Origin of the sequence: Butyrivibrio sp. VCD2006 (assembly GCF_000423925.1) — a bacterium.
Taxonomy (GTDB): Bacteria; Bacillota; Clostridia; order Lachnospirales; family Lachnospiraceae; genus Butyrivibrio.
This window is the reverse complement of the sequence record NZ_AUIX01000017.1, coordinates 65,524-80,989: the sequence shown is the minus strand read 5'-3', so window position 1 is coordinate 80,989 and position 15,466 is coordinate 65,524. Positions and strand designations below refer to the sequence as shown.

Here is a 15,466-nt window from a genome sequence, read left to right as displayed (position 1 = left end):
TATTAATTTGTTACTCCATCTATTTGATCCAACATTCCTTCCGAGTATTTTTCCATAATATCAGTCAACTCGGAATAATCTTCAGCTGTAAGCTTATCCTCAGCATAGTCCATAAGGCCGTCCATATCCTTGTTGGAAATGTAGGACTCCACATCTCCCATGGACTCAATTGAAATATTCTCTGAAATAATCTCTGAAACCTTATCCTTATCCTCTTCCGTGATAGATTCCAGCTTTTCCTTTACTTCCTCAGAGCCTGCCTTTTCTGCATACTCCTCTATAGCCTTATTGACTACAGTCTTGGCAACGCCCTTTACAACCTCTTTTTTGGCTTCATTGATAGCACCTGCTATTCCACCTTCCCCGGTCTTTTCGGCCTTTTCGCCATCTTCTGTACTTTCTATTCCCTGTGTAACCTCATCGGTTTCGGATTTCATTAATGAATCCTTTGAATAGAGGAAAATACCTCCGATAGCTAAAACAACCACCAGTGTGATTACAAATGACTTAAAAATTCTCATAATACATCCTCATATAATACAAGAAAGAATGCCGCTTGCGGCATTCTCGCGCCGAGCGCGGTTGCATTTATGCAACATATTCCTATCGCGCGAGTGCGCATCCTCGCGGAGCGTTTTTTATCTTATAGGAATTCCGGAGGAATTTCTATAAGATAAAAAAACCCGGGGTGTTAATGACACCCCGGGTCTAAGCTCATGATCTGAATTATTTCTTATTAACAAGATCCTTAAGGGCCTTACCAGCCTTGAACTTAGGAGCGACTGAAGCAGGAATCTTAATGGTATCACCTGTCTGAGGGTTCTTACCAGTTCTAGCTGCTCTCTTTGTGGTCTCAAATGTACCAAAGCCAACGAGCTGAACCTTATCCTTCTTCTTAAGTGTCTTGGAAACAACATCGATAAATGCCTTAACAGCCTTCTCAGAATCCTTCTTGGAAAGACCTGTTTCCTTTGCGATAGCTTCTACAAGTTCTGTCTTATTCATTTTTATTCCCCCTTTATGTTAGGTTTTTTAGAAACTAAAGCAATTCTACCACTACGTTCTGCTTAAATCAACGCTTTTGTGCGCCTTTTTGCGTTTTTTTGTGGATTATTAACCGAAAATCTGTATTTAATCGGCGTTTAGTGCTATTATTATGTTGTAGTGACAATTTCCGTATTGGAGGGAATTATGGCAGAAGAAAATCAAGAAAAAGATCCATTACAGGATATTCCTTCTAAACCCGAGGAAGCCCCCAAAGCAAAGAAACTCAGGGCTGCCCCCGATGAAGTTCTTGCACAGGCAATCCACGAGATGCTCATGAAGGATCATCCCGAATAATGTTTGATGTCAATACATCATGATGTATTGATGTGATATTCTATTGCTCTTTTATTCTACAGTTTTTATATACTGATCTGACTGCATTCCTGTATTCAGAGATATTTTTCGATGTCCTAATCTTGTGTATATATGATTCTGCGTCCGAACCATCATCCTTTACAAGAAGTCCTCCTACATAAAACCAAATCTCTTTCATTTTATGCATTATGGACTCATCAGCATGTATTTCTTCCTTGTAACTGCTTTCCAGCTTCTCAATGAATCCCTTCAATTCTTCCAGGGTAATTCCGTCACCGGCGCTTATCTCTCTTGCAAGCGCCGGATTGGCAACTAATCCTCTTCCAATCATTACTTCGTATAAATTGGGGAATTTTTCCGTGATTCTGTTAAAATCCTCCGGTTTAAAAATATTGCCGTTATAGCCAACCGGATTGGTACTATTCTCATAAGCCCATTCAAAGAGCTCCATGTCCGGCACCCCTTTATACATCTGTGTCCTGACTCTGGGATGAATAATGACCTCTGAAAAAGGAAATTTATTCAAAACAGGTAAAATCTGTTCAAATTCATGAGGATCATTTAAGCCAAGTCTCGTTTTAACTGAAAATTTAACTTCACTTGTTATTTTATCATCAAAAACTCTTGAAAACAGCTCATAGAGCCTATCCGGAACCTCAAGCATCCCCGAGCCTTTATGCTTACTAACTACCGTTCCAACCGGGCATCCCATATTGAGATTTATCTCGTCATAGCCTCTTAAATGAAGATCATTTAGTGCCCATATGATCTCATCTGCTTCATTTGCCATTATCTGCGGAATTATCCTGATTCCGCGATCTGAATTATGCTCCGGAAGTATTTCCCTCATATCTCGCTTTTTAATCGAGTGTTGCTTATAGATCGATAGAAAAGGGGTATAATAAACGTCAATTCCTTCTCCAAACAGACTATGATGTGCATTTCTGTAACAATATATGGTTATGCCTTCCATTGGCGCAAAGGATGTTCGCATTGTTCAATGTCTCCATAAATTCTTGGACATCAATATTTCATCGTGATACTTTCCGTCCATCATTTTAAATGCCTGTGGAATCTGTCCGCAGTCCACAAAGCCTTTTTTCTTATATAATCTAAGTGCCCTGGCATTATCCGCAAATACGCTGAGCTCAAGTCTCTCATATCCGCAGTTTTCAGCCATTTCTATAGCCAGATCTAAAAGATGTGACCCCAGTCCAAGATTCCAATACTCTTTTCTGACTACAAGCTCTGCTGAGGCCCTGTGCCTGGTCTTGAAGTTAAGACCAACAGGACTTACTGATGTTACACCAATGACCTTATCTCCGTCAAAAATAGCCATCATTCCGAGATGTTCGGCTCTCTGATAATTACTTATAATATCCCGCTCTTTTTCCACGGAATTCTCTATCTCATATGGATATCTGGTCAGGTAAATCGTCTCTCCGGCCACATCTCTCCTAAATGCTAATACCTTTTCAGCATCATCAGCAGTAGGAGTTCGCAGCTTCATATCCACTCCCTTTTTGGTCGTTATCTTTCTCTCCTCAACTCTCATAACTCTAAAAACATCCCCCAAAACTACCTCAAATAATCATGCGTTACGATTGTTATTTAACGCTATTTTTTCGTAAATAATTGACTTTAATAGTCAATATTTTTGATATTTTTGTAGTTTTTCTACCCTTATATTATGCAACAAAAAATCCACAAAGTCGATAACTTCGTGGATTTTCATTATATTAAATATAATTATAATTTTTAAAAACTGTATTATGCGAGGCCGGCGCAAACATAATCATCCACTTCACGCCTCTCGGAAGTAAGGTCTATTCCCTGAAGAATATCTGCCATTTTTTCTGCAAATAATCTGTGACCCTCGGCATTCATATGAACACCGTCAAATGACATATCAAGATCCCATTCGCTTGCATCTGCAAAGAAAATGCCGACTTCCTGAGCAATTATATCGAGTTCTGAGGAAAATCTCTTCCTCTGTGCCTCTGCTTCTTCAAGATGCTCATCCATATGCGGAAGAATTCTTGGCGGAGAAATCAGAAGAAATCCTGTTTTATTATCGATAAACTCGGTTCTATCGAGCTGTCTCTCGATAAAATCGCGCATTTTAGTCGCAACGGTTTCAGCATCCGGAAGCGACATATTTATCAGGTCGTTTGTGCCAAGCATTACTGCAAAAAGATCAAGCGGACTGTAATCCAACACTGATTTATCTAAAGACAAAAGGGAATATGGATTATCCGGAATTAATCTGCCATTCATCCCATCAGCAAATACACGCCACTCACCGTACATTTTGTTAGCCAGAAGGTCTGTCCATCGATCTGACTCCGGAAGACGTCCGCCCATCATTCCTCTTGGATCAAAACCATAGGTGTTGGAATCACCATAAAATAGCACCTTTTTCATTTGCATCATCCATTCCTTTCTGTATTTTTCTTGTTTTACAACATCAATATATCATAGACTCTGTGAATAATCTGTGTTTTTATAGAATTTTTATGAAATTCAGCCTTTTTTTCGCAAATTTTTGCAATTTACACAGTTTTTGTCGCAATATGATAATTCAATTTTCGATATATTGTATTTATTAAATTTCTATATACTAAATATTGTGCTTGTTCTTTTTTTTCATTTATGATATCGTAGTGACTGTATTTTTTTATTATTTATTATTTATATAGGGGGATGCACTCATAGAGTGCGAATTGTACTATGACAAGAGATGTTAAAATCAGTTTCCAAGACAAAAAGCAAGTATTGAAGTTCGTGCAGATGAATTCCAGTTCATCCTGCCAGGTTGATGTCCGCAGCGGACACAGCTACATCGACGGTAAGTCCATCATCGGACTACTTTCTCTTAATTTATTAAAGCCGTTATATGTATCTGTTATCGGTGATTCCAATAAAATCACTGCTTTAATCGATGGTTACCAGAGCTATCATCTCGTAGCCGGCTGATTTTCATAACTGAATATTGTTTTAGACAAATAAAAGGAACTCTTGCGAGTTCCTTTTTTCTTTAGAAATTATCCAATAATTCCGATTCCATATCCTCATATGACAGAGTACTCTGCACATATTCGCCAACAATAGGTCTTGTTGATGCTCCAGCAATGCTGTAATTATTCTTGATCGCTGAAATCATCCATCCAACAAAATTCTCAACTGTATTGCTCTGTCTGGTATAGAGATCATAGGCATTCTTGATCTTATCAACGTTATATCCGGAAACTTTAAGGATTGATCTGATCTCTGATGGCTTAACCTTTTCATCAATAATATCCTGAACCTGATCCATAAGTTCCAATTCTCTTGCAGGATTTATTGCATTTTCCTTTTGAATCAAATCATTACTAATGTTATTTTTATCCTTAACTCTTGGATTAACATCTATCTTAAACCTGATGCTTACTACCTTTCCACCTCTTCCTGCTTTTACTGGTTCATAGTCAAACCAGATACTGGTGGTCTCATTGAGTTCCTTCTGAGCCTTGTCCAACGCAAACTTCTTAAAATTTCCAAAGGTCTTGAGTTTTCCGGCTCCATCAAGTTTATCGGCCTGTCTCTCTATCGCATCATAATCAGGATTACCCTTTTTAAGTGCACTTATTATCGCCGGATCAGCCTGTGAATCAATGATTCCGAGACGAAGCTTTAAGTCAGTCAAGTGATACTGAACATAATAAGGCCCTTCCTTCTTGGTGATTGCGCGCTGTTTATCCATTTCAGCCTTCAAAATCTCATATAATCTGAATGAATAAACACTATTCAGCTGCACAGCTTCAGCAAGACTCAAAACGGTGTAGTTATTCTGAAGATTCGCCAGGTATGGAGTAATCTTACTATTATAACGAACATTCAAAACACCGTTCTTGAATGAAGCATCCGTAATAACGTTAATCGCCTCAATTTCCCTGGTTTCATCATTAGAATAGATGATTCTCCAATCTAATATAGATGGTTTTGACTTAACCGGTTCGATTGCAGCCTTAATATGCTCGTAGAAAGATCCACCTTTAACACCGAATATCTTTTTAAGATCCGTACCATATATATTTGCTTCCAGCGTATTGCTATCCTGATTAAGCTCTGCCTTCGCGATACTGACCGCGAAGAGCTTCTGGACAAGAAGTGTTGATTTTCCCTTAGAATTTATTAGTGTATTTGCTTTTTTATAATGTTGATTGGATAAAAAGCTTTCAATAGCAGATGTTTCCTCTTCCATCTGCTGTTTTGATTTACGCCCCAAAACTACCTCCTTCACCCCAAAAGGTCTTAATTCATACCTCTTTAATACTAGCTTATTATAGTGCTATTTTAACACACTGTAAACAAAAATACCTCAATTTGTTTAACTTATTCCTTTTTTTATATATTATATACCCTTTTACTAATATCTTTCATTATAATGTATGTTATTTTATCATTATAGCGTATTTATTGGTTGACTAAATGGGTCAGCGACAAAATTGACTACACTGGTACCAAAGAATATTCGTACCTTTTTACTACTAAAAAACTCTATAATCTCCCCAAAAACTACTAGAAAACAATTTTTATATACCTATTTACTACTAAGAAAGCTTTTTATATACCTTTTTTCTACTAACTTCGTCATTATTAATCTTTTTCCGGTCAATGGATTTTTCATTTTTTTTAGGGTTTTTCGATAAAAATGCTTTGATTTTGACATTTATATACCCTTTTTCTATCGAAGTTAGTAAAAACTCTCCCTAAAAACTACTAATAAAAAATATTTATCTACCTAATTTCTACTAAGTTATATAATTAGACTCCTAAAAACTACTCGAAATAACCTTTTTTCTACCATATTCTCTGATCTGATCCTCAGTTTTGGCCTTATTTATCGGCAAAAATATATCTACCTAAAAACTACCTGTTTATACCATTTTTCTATTATTCATCCCCATAAACTACTAATAAAATTCTTCAAATATACCTAATTTCTACTAACTAATACTTTATCTGAACTGTTTTTTTTCCTTTTAAGTCCCATTTTTCTATCATCTTTAACCGTATATATAACTAACATGTACCATTTTTCTACTATTATTTGCCCCTTTTTCTACATAAAAAAAAACCAGGAAGCTCATGTTTACTGGCTTCCCAAGGTCTCTAATTAATAAGAAATTTGTTGTTAATTAATTATATGTATACAACAAGTGTTGCTTACATATTTAATTGTTCCATAAAGGACTTATATTTAAGGTATAAATCCTTATTTCTTTCATAATCCTGCTCAATTAAATTACTAATGTACTGTTGATAGGATATTTTACCTGATTGAGTCATAAAATCTACATAGGATCTTAACTCACCAAGTCTGATATGAAGCACTCCACTGCTCTTCTCCTCTGGCATAAGAGGAATTGGCTTTTTATTGGAGGATTTTGGCTGTTTTACATTCTCCTGCTCATATGAAGGAACAGCTGCAACAGGCTGCTGATTATAAAAAGGCTGCGGATTCATTGACTGAACCGGTTCTGTAACGTATCCGGCATATTGAGGCTGAGGAGCCGGTACAGGCTGCTGAGGCTGGCTAACAACAGGCTGCGGAAAAGGAGTTGCAACAGGTGTAACAACCTGAGGGATGACAGGAGTTGCAACAGGAGTTTGAACCGGAGCTGCAACAGGTGTAGGAACTGGTTCAGGAGTAGGTACAGGTTGTACTTCAGGCTCCTTAACAGCTTGAACTGGTTGAGGCGCTACAGGCTCTGGAGCAGGCATGGATACTGGAGATTCATCAATAACAGGTGCTACTGTTGCCTTAGAAGATTCTGCTTTCTTTGTCTCTTTTTCTGAACTTGACGATGACTGTTTTGATGAACTCTGTGAAGGCTGTTCATTCACCATTTTCTGGAAATTCTTCGTCATTGCATTCTGAAGATTCTTTTTCATTTAGATTCTCCTTTCAGAAACTCTTTAACAAAGGCTTCATAATCTTTTGTAGCACGTGCTGTAGGTGCATATTCAAATAATGACTGATTAAGCGTCTGGGACTCCTCTACAGCAACATTTTGATGGATTTTGGTCTTATATACCTTAATCTCATACTCTTTCGCAAGCATTTCGATACCTTCAAGCCAAATGCTCGCATTATTTGTATTTCTACAATTTGTAACAAGAATGCCTGCAACATCAAGATCAGGGTTATTAAGTCTCTCAGACATAACAGAAATCCATGAAAACAGCATATTAGCACCATTTGTCGCAAATGCTTCAGGAGTCATGGGAACAACGATCTTATCTGTAATAGCAAGCACATTCTGCGTAATAAGAGCCAATGTAGGGCTACAATCGATAATACAGAAATCATATTCCTTATTAAGCTTCTTAAGAGCTCTTTTAAGCATAAATTCACGTGATGTAACGCCAGAATAGTCAAGATCTGCTGATGTAAACTCTATTCCTCCAATAATAAGGTCGATATTTTTATTTACAGGAATAAGAGTTTCGTTGATATCTGCACCTGGTTCGCCTTTTTCGCGCTTAAAAACGTCGGATAATGTGGCTGCAGGTATATTATAAAGATCAATTCCGGCCGCCTGGCTGAGATTTTCCTGTGGATCTGAGTCAATCATAAGGACTTTGTAGCCTTTTTTTGCCAAACCGGAAGCTAATGCATAAGTAGATGTTGTTTTTGCAACGCCACCTTTTTGGTTGCAAAATGAAATAGTTTTCATATTCCCTCCCATTTTCTTCAAAATTTCCTTATATATAGTAACATTGATGTCTCGATGTGTAAAGAAAAATGTATATTGATATAAGTGTTCATTGATATAAAAGCATAAAAATATAATGAGACAAATGTATTTATATATAGAAGTATCGAGATATAAATGAATAATGATGGCAATATAATATTGTAATAAGATAATAAAACATCAAAGTAATAAAATATCAAAATAATAATATATAATGAATATAAGATACTAAATAAACAAAATATAAATATTACAATATAACAATACATAAATATATAATGATACATTATAACAAAATACAAATATATAAAACAATAAATGTAATAATATAAAATGATAAAATGATGTGGTGATACATTATATAATGAGGTCGGTGTATTTATGAATTATGATATAAGTACATCATGACATCATTATATCACCTCTGCTTTTTTGCATGCATTTATGATGTTTTGATGAATTGATACATTCCTGATAAAACTATTTGTATATAATGGATAATAGTTCTGGGCTTTGCATATATAATGATGTAATGACATCATTATATATTGATAAATACTAAATATTGTATATATATACTTATCAAGCATCAATATATAGTAGCATGCTTTTTGCAAAAATTACCAGGGAATAATCTAAAGAATTGATCTGGTTTCTAAAGGTATAATATATAAAGTTTGATTTATTTAATTTAAGCGATGTAATGACATCATGATATAATGATGCACGAATGACAAAGCATAGGTATTTTGTATTGTATTCTGATGTATTGATGTAAAGAGAATAATATATTTATATATCGTTTATCAAATACATCATTATGTAAAGATGACTAAATGTATTTATATAATGTGGTGTAGATGTATAAATATAATTATATATAATGATGTGAATATAGCATAATATATAAATATCGTGATATAATGATTTTGATATTACATGATGTATAAATTCAAATATATCAAAATAATATGTTAAAATGTTATTAGAATATATTGCTATATTATTAGTTTGGTGATAAAATATAAATATATTATTAATTCGTTATGTCGAAATACTCTTATATTAATAGAGCAAATTATCAAAATACATTTATACTAAAATTACAAATTATCATTTTATCAATATAGTAATATATCGAAATACTAGAATATAATAGTATCAATGTAGAAAGATGATAATATAACTTGATAAAACGACATAAAGATGATAAAATATAATAGTATCATAAAGCCGTTATTATTTCGCAATAATATAGAGGCCAAAAATAGGAAAAAATCAGAGAAAAATTCGTGAAAAAATCCTGGGATTTTAGCCTGATTTTTCAAGGTGAATTATCCGGATGATTTATGAGGGATTCCTGATCAGAAAAAATCCATACCAGAGAGCGTGAATATGGTATGGAAAAACGCAGCTATGATATGAAAACATTAAATAATCAGTAAAAATATTTATATTTCAGACTAATCTGGATATTTGATGTAATAAGATAAATTGACATAATATTACAGAATATAATATACAATTTATATTATAGCGCATGTTATTGATTAAAATAATCACTAAATATCGGCAAAACTAAACATATTAATTTGCTAAATAGTAAATTAAGTATTTTATGACCAGAATAGTCAATTACATATTATTACAATTGTTATTGATTATATAATTCAGAAATTATAAGGAATAAAATAAATACAAATGATATTATATAAAATATTACTTAATTAATTAAGAATCCATTGACTTGATTAGTCATTGGATTATTTTTTATATTGTATAATCAATTTAAGGAGATTATTTTAATATGCATGAATTAAGCTATATTATCGATATTGTTAATACAGTACAGGAAGAAATTGAAAAAAATGAGATAAAACAGGTAAAGAAAATTATTGTAGATGTAGGTGAAATGAGTGGAGTTGTGCCCTATTATCTGCATAAATACTATCCTGAGGCAGTTAAAGACACGGATTTAAGGGATACAGAGCTTGAAACAAATCTGATTCAGGTAGAAATTGAGTGTGAGGGCTGCGGAGAAAAGTACCATCCGGATAAAGAAAACAGATATAGATGCCCTAAATGTGGGGAAAGAAAAGGCAAATTATTAAAGGGAAAGGGAATACAGATTAAATCGTTGGAGATCGAAGAATAAATCTTAGAAATTTGGCCTTTAGTCTATTAGATGCTGCTCTAAATAAAGCTAAATTATTATTAGACATAATTTTAGAAGAAAAAAATAAGTGAAAAAGCCATTTTTTGATATATTATGCGGTGAATACATCAATATATAATGATGTTATGCTGTCGTTATATATGAATTTTTTAGAATTTATTTCGAAACGGAACGAAATTTTATCATTTTTTAATTGTTTGAGCGACGATTAAGGGTTTTTTTTTATGGATTTATGATAAAATAGAAAATGAATTCGAGAGATATACCGGAGCGCAAATTAAGAGTCCGGAATAGAAAATATGGAGGTTCGAAATGGCTAAGAGAGTACTTATTACAGATGATGCCGCTTTTATGCGCATGATGTTGAAAGACATTCTGACAAAGGGTGGATATGAGATTGCTGGCGAGGCCGAAAATGGAAAAATCGCCATCGACAAGTATAACGAACTTAAGCCTGATCTTGTAACTCTTGATATTACCATGCCGGAGCTTGATGGTATTGGTGCTCTAAAGGGTATAAAGGCAGCGGATCCTAATGCTTGTTGCATTATGTGCTCCGCCATGGGTCAGCAGGCAATGGTTATTGAATCAATTCAGGCTGGTGCAAAAGATTTTATTGTTAAGCCTTTTCAGGCAGACCGCGTACTTGAGGCTGTTAAGAAGGCAATCGGTTAAATGATAAAATAAATCAATCTAATTGCACTAATATTTTTGACAGATGCACCGATATATTTATTAGCAACGGAAAGCAACCTGTTTCCATGGAAGGGAAACGACATGGAAACAGGTTTTTTATGCCCTTTTTTAGGGACCGTTGCGGTGATCAAAGGATGGATCGCAAGCTTGATAACCATATAGAAAGCTGCCGGGCTGCCCCCCGGCAGTTTTCACGTAAATAGGTATTTGGATTTTCGTAAAAGAATTATATTAGACATTTGTTATAGCATTGTTAGGAAGATTAGACTTGCTTTTTCTTATGGTTAGTATGGTACAATACACTTTAAAAAACGGAGGAGGAAAAAGTGGGAAGTATAAAAGATCTTTATAACAAAGGTAAAACCGTATTATCTTGCGAAATTTATCCGCCTAAAAAAGAAGATGAATTCAGTAATATATATACAAAATTGGAGCAGCTTTCAGAGATAAAGCCTGATTTTGTCAGCGTTACCTATGGAGCTGGCGGATCAAATGCCGGAAAGGCAGTTGAAATCGCTGATTATGCCAAAAATAAGGCCGGATTAGAGGTTGTTTCTCATATTACAAGCGTCGGATTCAGTAAGGAAAAATTGGAGGAAGGTCTTAACAGATTCAAGGAGATCGGCATAGAGAATATCCTTGTTTTAAGAGGTGACAGGCCCAGACTTATGACTGATGAGCAGTTTGCTACAAGAGATTTTCTTCATGCAAGCGATATGGCAGAGTTTATTAAGGGAAAAGGTATGGATTTTACCCTTCTTGGTGCCTGCTATCCCCACATGCATCCTGAAGCAAAAAGTGAAGAGGATGATGTTAATAATACAAAGATAAAGGTTGAAAAGGGTTGTGATGTCCTTATTTCGCAATTATTCTTCGAAAATGACTACTTTTATCGTCTGGTCGATAAATTACATGACTTAGGTGTAAAAGCCCCCGTATCGGCCGGAATAATGCCAATTACGAGTGCAAAACAATTAGGAACTACAGTTACGCTTTCAGGAACCACTGTTCCGGAGGAGTTGTCATCAATTATTTCAAAATATGGCGACAATCCCGATGAAATGCGAAAATATGGCATTGATTATGCGATAAAACAGGCTATGGAGCTAAAGAAGAGAGGAGTGGATGGAATTCACTTCTATATCATGAATAAGCCTGATTTGGCTAAAATCCTCATAGATGCAGTAAGATAAATAATGTAGCGTATGTTATTTATTCAATAAAGAGGCGGTGAATGTGTATAATATTCACTGCCTCTAAATAATTAATCATAGACATAACTATCAGAGAGATTTGAACTTTTCTGTCGTTTCATTCAGTTGTTCAGTAACATCGTTGTTCTGATTTATAGCAAGCGATATCTTTTTAATACCACCAACGATTTCAGTAGAACTCTCGGCTGACAGGCTTATTGCCGTGGAGCTTTCTTTTATTGAAGCGGTGATCATTTGTATGGATTCAGCCATTTCTGTCATGATCTCATTCAGATTATCAGCCTTGTGTGTAAATGAGGTTAGCATATCATCCATAATATCAGCTGTATGCTCGTATTTGGCCCCTGTTTCAACAAACTCGTCATAATCATTAAGAACGGTGCCATTAATGAAATCCAGGGCATCCTGAGCGTTTTTAGCGAGGTCATTTACTGCATCTGTAACCTCGTTACTTATAACCTGGATATTTGCAGCAGTCTGACGACTGTTATCGGCAAGTGCGTTGATCTCGGTTGCTACTACAGAGAAGCCTTTTCCTGCCTCGCCGGCTCTGGCTGCCTCAATTGAAGCATTTAGAGCGAGAAGATTGGTCTGCGAAGCAATATCAAGGATTGTATTGGTGAGTTCGCTTATCTGACCTACCTTCTCAGAATCCTTAACGGATTTTGAAAGAGTTTCGGAGAGCACTGACATTTTTTGCCCGGCCTCGTTTTTCTTGGTTGTAACACGGGATTTGAGAATATTAGCTTCATCCTTTATAGCTGAGGCGGTAGCTGTACCGTTTGCAGCTTCGTCGGTTATGGCTTTTGTGGCATCCTCAACATCGGCTACTTTATTATTGATTGAGGCTACGGTATCAGCAAGTGTCTCCATATTTGCTGATAGTTGCTCAAGTGCTGCAGAAGAATTTGTGACGTTATCATCAGCTATCTGAAGCTGAGAAGCAACCTCTTCCGCTGAGGAAGTAAGAACCTGTGAACCATTTCTTACATCTCGCATGATTCCTTGCAAAGTCTCGATAAAATGATTGATACCGGTTGTTATGAATAAAAGTTCTGACTTCGTTTTTGTCTGTATTCTGGAGGTGAGATCACCGTTCCCGTTCTCAATATTGGTGATAATTGTGTTGACCTCATCGCTTATGGAGCGAATCTTCCTAACGATGTTTTTATAGCTAATGAAGAAGTTTATTATGATCAGTACAAGTGTAGCAGCCATGCCGAGCAGTGCAATTATTCGGCCGGAAGCCAGGAGTGCATTCATTGTGTCTGTGGTTGCATTTGACTGGGCAGTAATGGCATTGTCTAAGGCTTTAGTTGAGTGGAAAATAGCAATCTTTTGAATTTCGGCCTTATCAAAAAGGATATTGTAAGCTGTTTCCTGGTCTTCTGCATCGCACTTTGCTATGGCAGAATCTATCAGATTTGATAATCTCTGATACTGTTCAGATATCTCCTGTAATTGTGCTGTTGCCTCTTCGTCATTAACAGATGCGAAATCATCATTTAAAGCCTGTATATCGGCCTTAATGGTGGACCTTACGGCATTTATCTGAGGAAGGAGTGCTTCCTTCGTCTCAGCGGCATCTGCTGCGATATAACCGGTAGTCTGATCGTATAGAGACATGACATCATTTTTAAGGGATGCTTCATGCTCTGTAAGCGTCATCATTGAACCAAACATATCAATACTGGTATTGGTTGAACGCTTCATGGAACTCATGACCAGATTCATTACAATGATAAAGGAAATCAGCATAAGCAAATTAAGAAGCATAAGTTGAAACAGGATTGAATCTTTCTTCTTAACGCTTATATTAGTCACATTTAAATTATCATTACGCGTGTTATTTGACATTTTTACACCTCCTTACAGCTTTGAATACCATTCGGAAGTGATGGATTTGACTTCGTTAATGAAGCCTTCTTTATCCAGCTCTCCGGTTGCAAATTTATAAAATGCAAATGAAAGGCCATTCTGCCCCAGGCCTGCAGGCATGTCCATCCAGTGCCAGCTGGATGTCTTTCCTGATGAAATATAGCTTGAAATAACCTTTGCAAAAGGATCCGAGGCCACATATTTGCAGTCTGTAAAAGGGCTGATAAAGCCTGCATCTTCGACTAATATCTTCTGGCCCGAGTCCTCTGAACACCATTCAAGGAAGGCCTTGGCAGTTTCTACATTGGCTTCTTTTGGTATTGCCCACCAGGAAGGTGCACTGGTAAGGATAGTGTCCTGTCCTGACATAAAACAGTAGGGTAGCATTCCTACTTCAAAATTGCCGGCAGCTGCGTAATCTGCTGCAGAATCACCTGTCATGGTTGCGCCGATCCAGGAACCCTGTGTGACAAAAGCATATTTACCGGCGGCGAAATTAGCAACCTGATCGTTATAGACGCTTTCAGTCAGGACAGCGGGGTCTGAATACTGATTGAATAGACCGATCATATCAGCAAAAGCCGAGAAGCGCTCATCATCCAGCTTTCCGCCGTCATTTAGAAGGTCTATATAGGTGGTATCGGTTCTCGAGAGGCCTGAATCAATGTAAGTACCGAAAATGTGGTTTCCGGCTGACCAGCCTACATCATTTGGCTCAGCGCAATAACCGATAACGGCAGTAAGCCCTAGCTCCGATTTCTTTGAATCGATAGTTTCGAAGGCGCTTTGAAGGGCTTCGGGATTTGTTATCGAAGAGGGATCTATTCCGCATGCCAACAGGATATTTGCGTTGTAGGCAAGACCTATGGCCTCTGTTGTATAGGGGAAGCCCAAAACACCATAGGTACTGTCGGTATATTCAGCATCAGTGCGATTTACCCATGCCTGATCGCTAAGATCTACGAGAAGACCATCCCAGTTGCCAAATCCGGAGGCTTCACATGCGATGATATCAGGCATCTGGTCTGAAAGATAATAGCCCTTAAGAGTGGCCTGCGCATCGACACCTGCGGGTACATTCACAATAGTCACAGGAATTCCGGTTTCGTTTGTATATTGCTTGGCGAGTGCTTCAATCTGGCTTGCGACCTCACTTTTTGTATTTAAGACAGTTAATGAACCCGGATCAACAGCCTCTGATGTTTCCTCAGCGGTTTTACCGCAACCTGCAGCTAAAATTATCATCGAAAGGGCTGTTATTACGGAAATAAACTTTTTGATAGCCATAGATAATCATCCTTTCTGTCTGATTAGATATGAACAAATTAATCCTGTTATTAACATTATAAAGGTGTTTACTGGGGGTAATAATGAAAAGTTTATTAAATATTATGCAA

General features: G+C 36.4%; 15 protein-coding genes. 5 read left to right on the top strand and 10 right to left on the bottom strand.

What is annotated here, in order from left to right:
- Nucleotides 1-2: 2 nt before the first annotated feature.
- The gene (locus tag G586_RS0108610; RefSeq protein ID WP_026527439.1) at nt 3-521 is read right to left on the bottom strand and encodes a hypothetical protein; all 519 of its coding nucleotides are present in this window, start codon (nt 519-521) and stop codon (nt 3-5) included.
- A gap of 205 nt (nt 522-726) precedes the next feature.
- A complete protein-coding gene (locus G586_RS0108605) occupies nt 727-1,005 on the bottom strand; it encodes an HU family DNA-binding protein (RefSeq protein WP_026527438.1) in 279 nt (92 codons plus the stop codon).
- A 186-nt stretch (nt 1,006-1,191) separates the two neighbouring features.
- Here G586_RS0108605 and G586_RS26040 point away from each other — a divergent pair, with 186 nt between their 5' ends.
- Complete coding sequence (locus G586_RS26040) at nt 1,192-1,341, top strand: hypothetical protein (RefSeq protein ID WP_155834071.1); 150 nt, start codon at nt 1,192-1,194, stop codon at nt 1,339-1,341.
- A 40-nt stretch (nt 1,342-1,381) separates the two neighbouring features.
- Here the strand turns inward: G586_RS26040 and G586_RS0108595 are convergent, their stop codons facing one another.
- The 3 genes from G586_RS0108595 to G586_RS0108585 all read right to left on the bottom strand — a co-directional run bounded on the left by G586_RS0108595 (nt 1,382) and on the right by G586_RS0108585 (nt 3,786).
- On the bottom strand, nt 1,382-2,335 hold the full coding sequence (locus G586_RS0108595) for a tRNA dihydrouridine synthase (protein WP_242831994.1): 954 nt from the start codon (nt 2,333-2,335) through the stop codon (nt 1,382-1,384).
- A gap of 24 nt (nt 2,336-2,359) precedes the next feature.
- Entirely contained in the window at nt 2,360-2,938 is a 579-nt protein-coding gene (locus G586_RS0108590) for a GNAT family N-acetyltransferase (RefSeq protein WP_155834070.1), read from the bottom strand.
- A gap of 194 nt (nt 2,939-3,132) precedes the next feature.
- Nucleotides 3,133-3,786: a GDSL-type esterase/lipase family protein gene (locus tag G586_RS0108585; RefSeq protein WP_026527435.1), complete on the bottom strand. Its 654-nt coding sequence runs from the start codon at nt 3,784-3,786 to the stop codon at nt 3,133-3,135.
- A 306-nt stretch (nt 3,787-4,092) separates the two neighbouring features.
- Here G586_RS0108585 and G586_RS22245 point away from each other — a divergent pair, with 306 nt between their 5' ends.
- Complete coding sequence (locus G586_RS22245) at nt 4,093-4,338, top strand: hypothetical protein (protein WP_035772834.1); 246 nt, start codon at nt 4,093-4,095, stop codon at nt 4,336-4,338.
- 61 nt (nt 4,339-4,399) lie between these two features.
- Here G586_RS22245 and G586_RS0108575 read toward each other — a convergent pair whose 3' ends face one another.
- The 3 genes from G586_RS0108575 to G586_RS0108565 all read right to left on the bottom strand — a co-directional run bounded on the left by G586_RS0108575 (nt 4,400) and on the right by G586_RS0108565 (nt 8,084).
- A complete protein-coding gene (locus G586_RS0108575) occupies nt 4,400-5,629 on the bottom strand; it encodes a replication initiation protein (RefSeq protein ID WP_026527434.1) in 1,230 nt (409 codons plus the stop codon).
- Between the two features lie 941 nt (nt 5,630-6,570).
- Nucleotides 6,571-7,299 (bottom strand): hypothetical protein, encoded by a 729-nt coding sequence (locus G586_RS27290; RefSeq protein ID WP_026527433.1) that lies wholly within the window; start codon nt 7,297-7,299, stop codon nt 6,571-6,573.
- A complete protein-coding gene (locus tag G586_RS0108565) occupies nt 7,296-8,084 on the bottom strand; it encodes a ParA family protein (RefSeq protein ID WP_026527432.1) in 789 nt (262 codons plus the stop codon). Before G586_RS0108565 ends, G586_RS27290 begins: the two co-directional genes overlap by 4 nt.
- 1,828 nt (nt 8,085-9,912) lie before the next feature.
- On the opposite strand from G586_RS0108565, the gene G586_RS0108560 reads away from it, so the two are divergent.
- The 3 genes from G586_RS0108560 (at nt 9,913) to G586_RS0108545 (ending at nt 12,170) form a co-directional block, all read left to right on the top strand.
- Entirely contained in the window at nt 9,913-10,260 is a 348-nt protein-coding gene (locus G586_RS0108560) for a hydrogenase maturation nickel metallochaperone HypA/HybF (protein ID WP_026527431.1), read from the top strand.
- A gap of 333 nt (nt 10,261-10,593) precedes the next feature.
- A complete protein-coding gene (locus G586_RS0108555; RefSeq protein ID WP_022761203.1) occupies nt 10,594-10,956 on the top strand; it encodes a response regulator in 363 nt (120 codons plus the stop codon).
- 347 nt (nt 10,957-11,303) lie between these two features.
- The gene (locus tag G586_RS0108545) at nt 11,304-12,170 is read left to right on the top strand and encodes a methylenetetrahydrofolate reductase (protein WP_026527429.1); all 867 of its coding nucleotides are present in this window, start codon (nt 11,304-11,306) and stop codon (nt 12,168-12,170) included.
- Between the two features lie 90 nt (nt 12,171-12,260).
- On the opposite strand, the gene G586_RS0108540 is transcribed toward G586_RS0108545, so the two are convergent.
- On the bottom strand, nt 12,261-14,048 hold the full coding sequence (locus tag G586_RS0108540; protein ID WP_026527428.1) for a methyl-accepting chemotaxis protein: 1,788 nt from the start codon (nt 14,046-14,048) through the stop codon (nt 12,261-12,263).
- A gap of 12 nt (nt 14,049-14,060) precedes the next feature.
- Nucleotides 14,061-15,356: an ABC transporter substrate-binding protein gene (locus G586_RS0108535; protein ID WP_035772833.1), complete on the bottom strand. Its 1,296-nt coding sequence runs from the start codon at nt 15,354-15,356 to the stop codon at nt 14,061-14,063.
- Nucleotides 15,357-15,466: the final 110 nt, after the last annotated feature.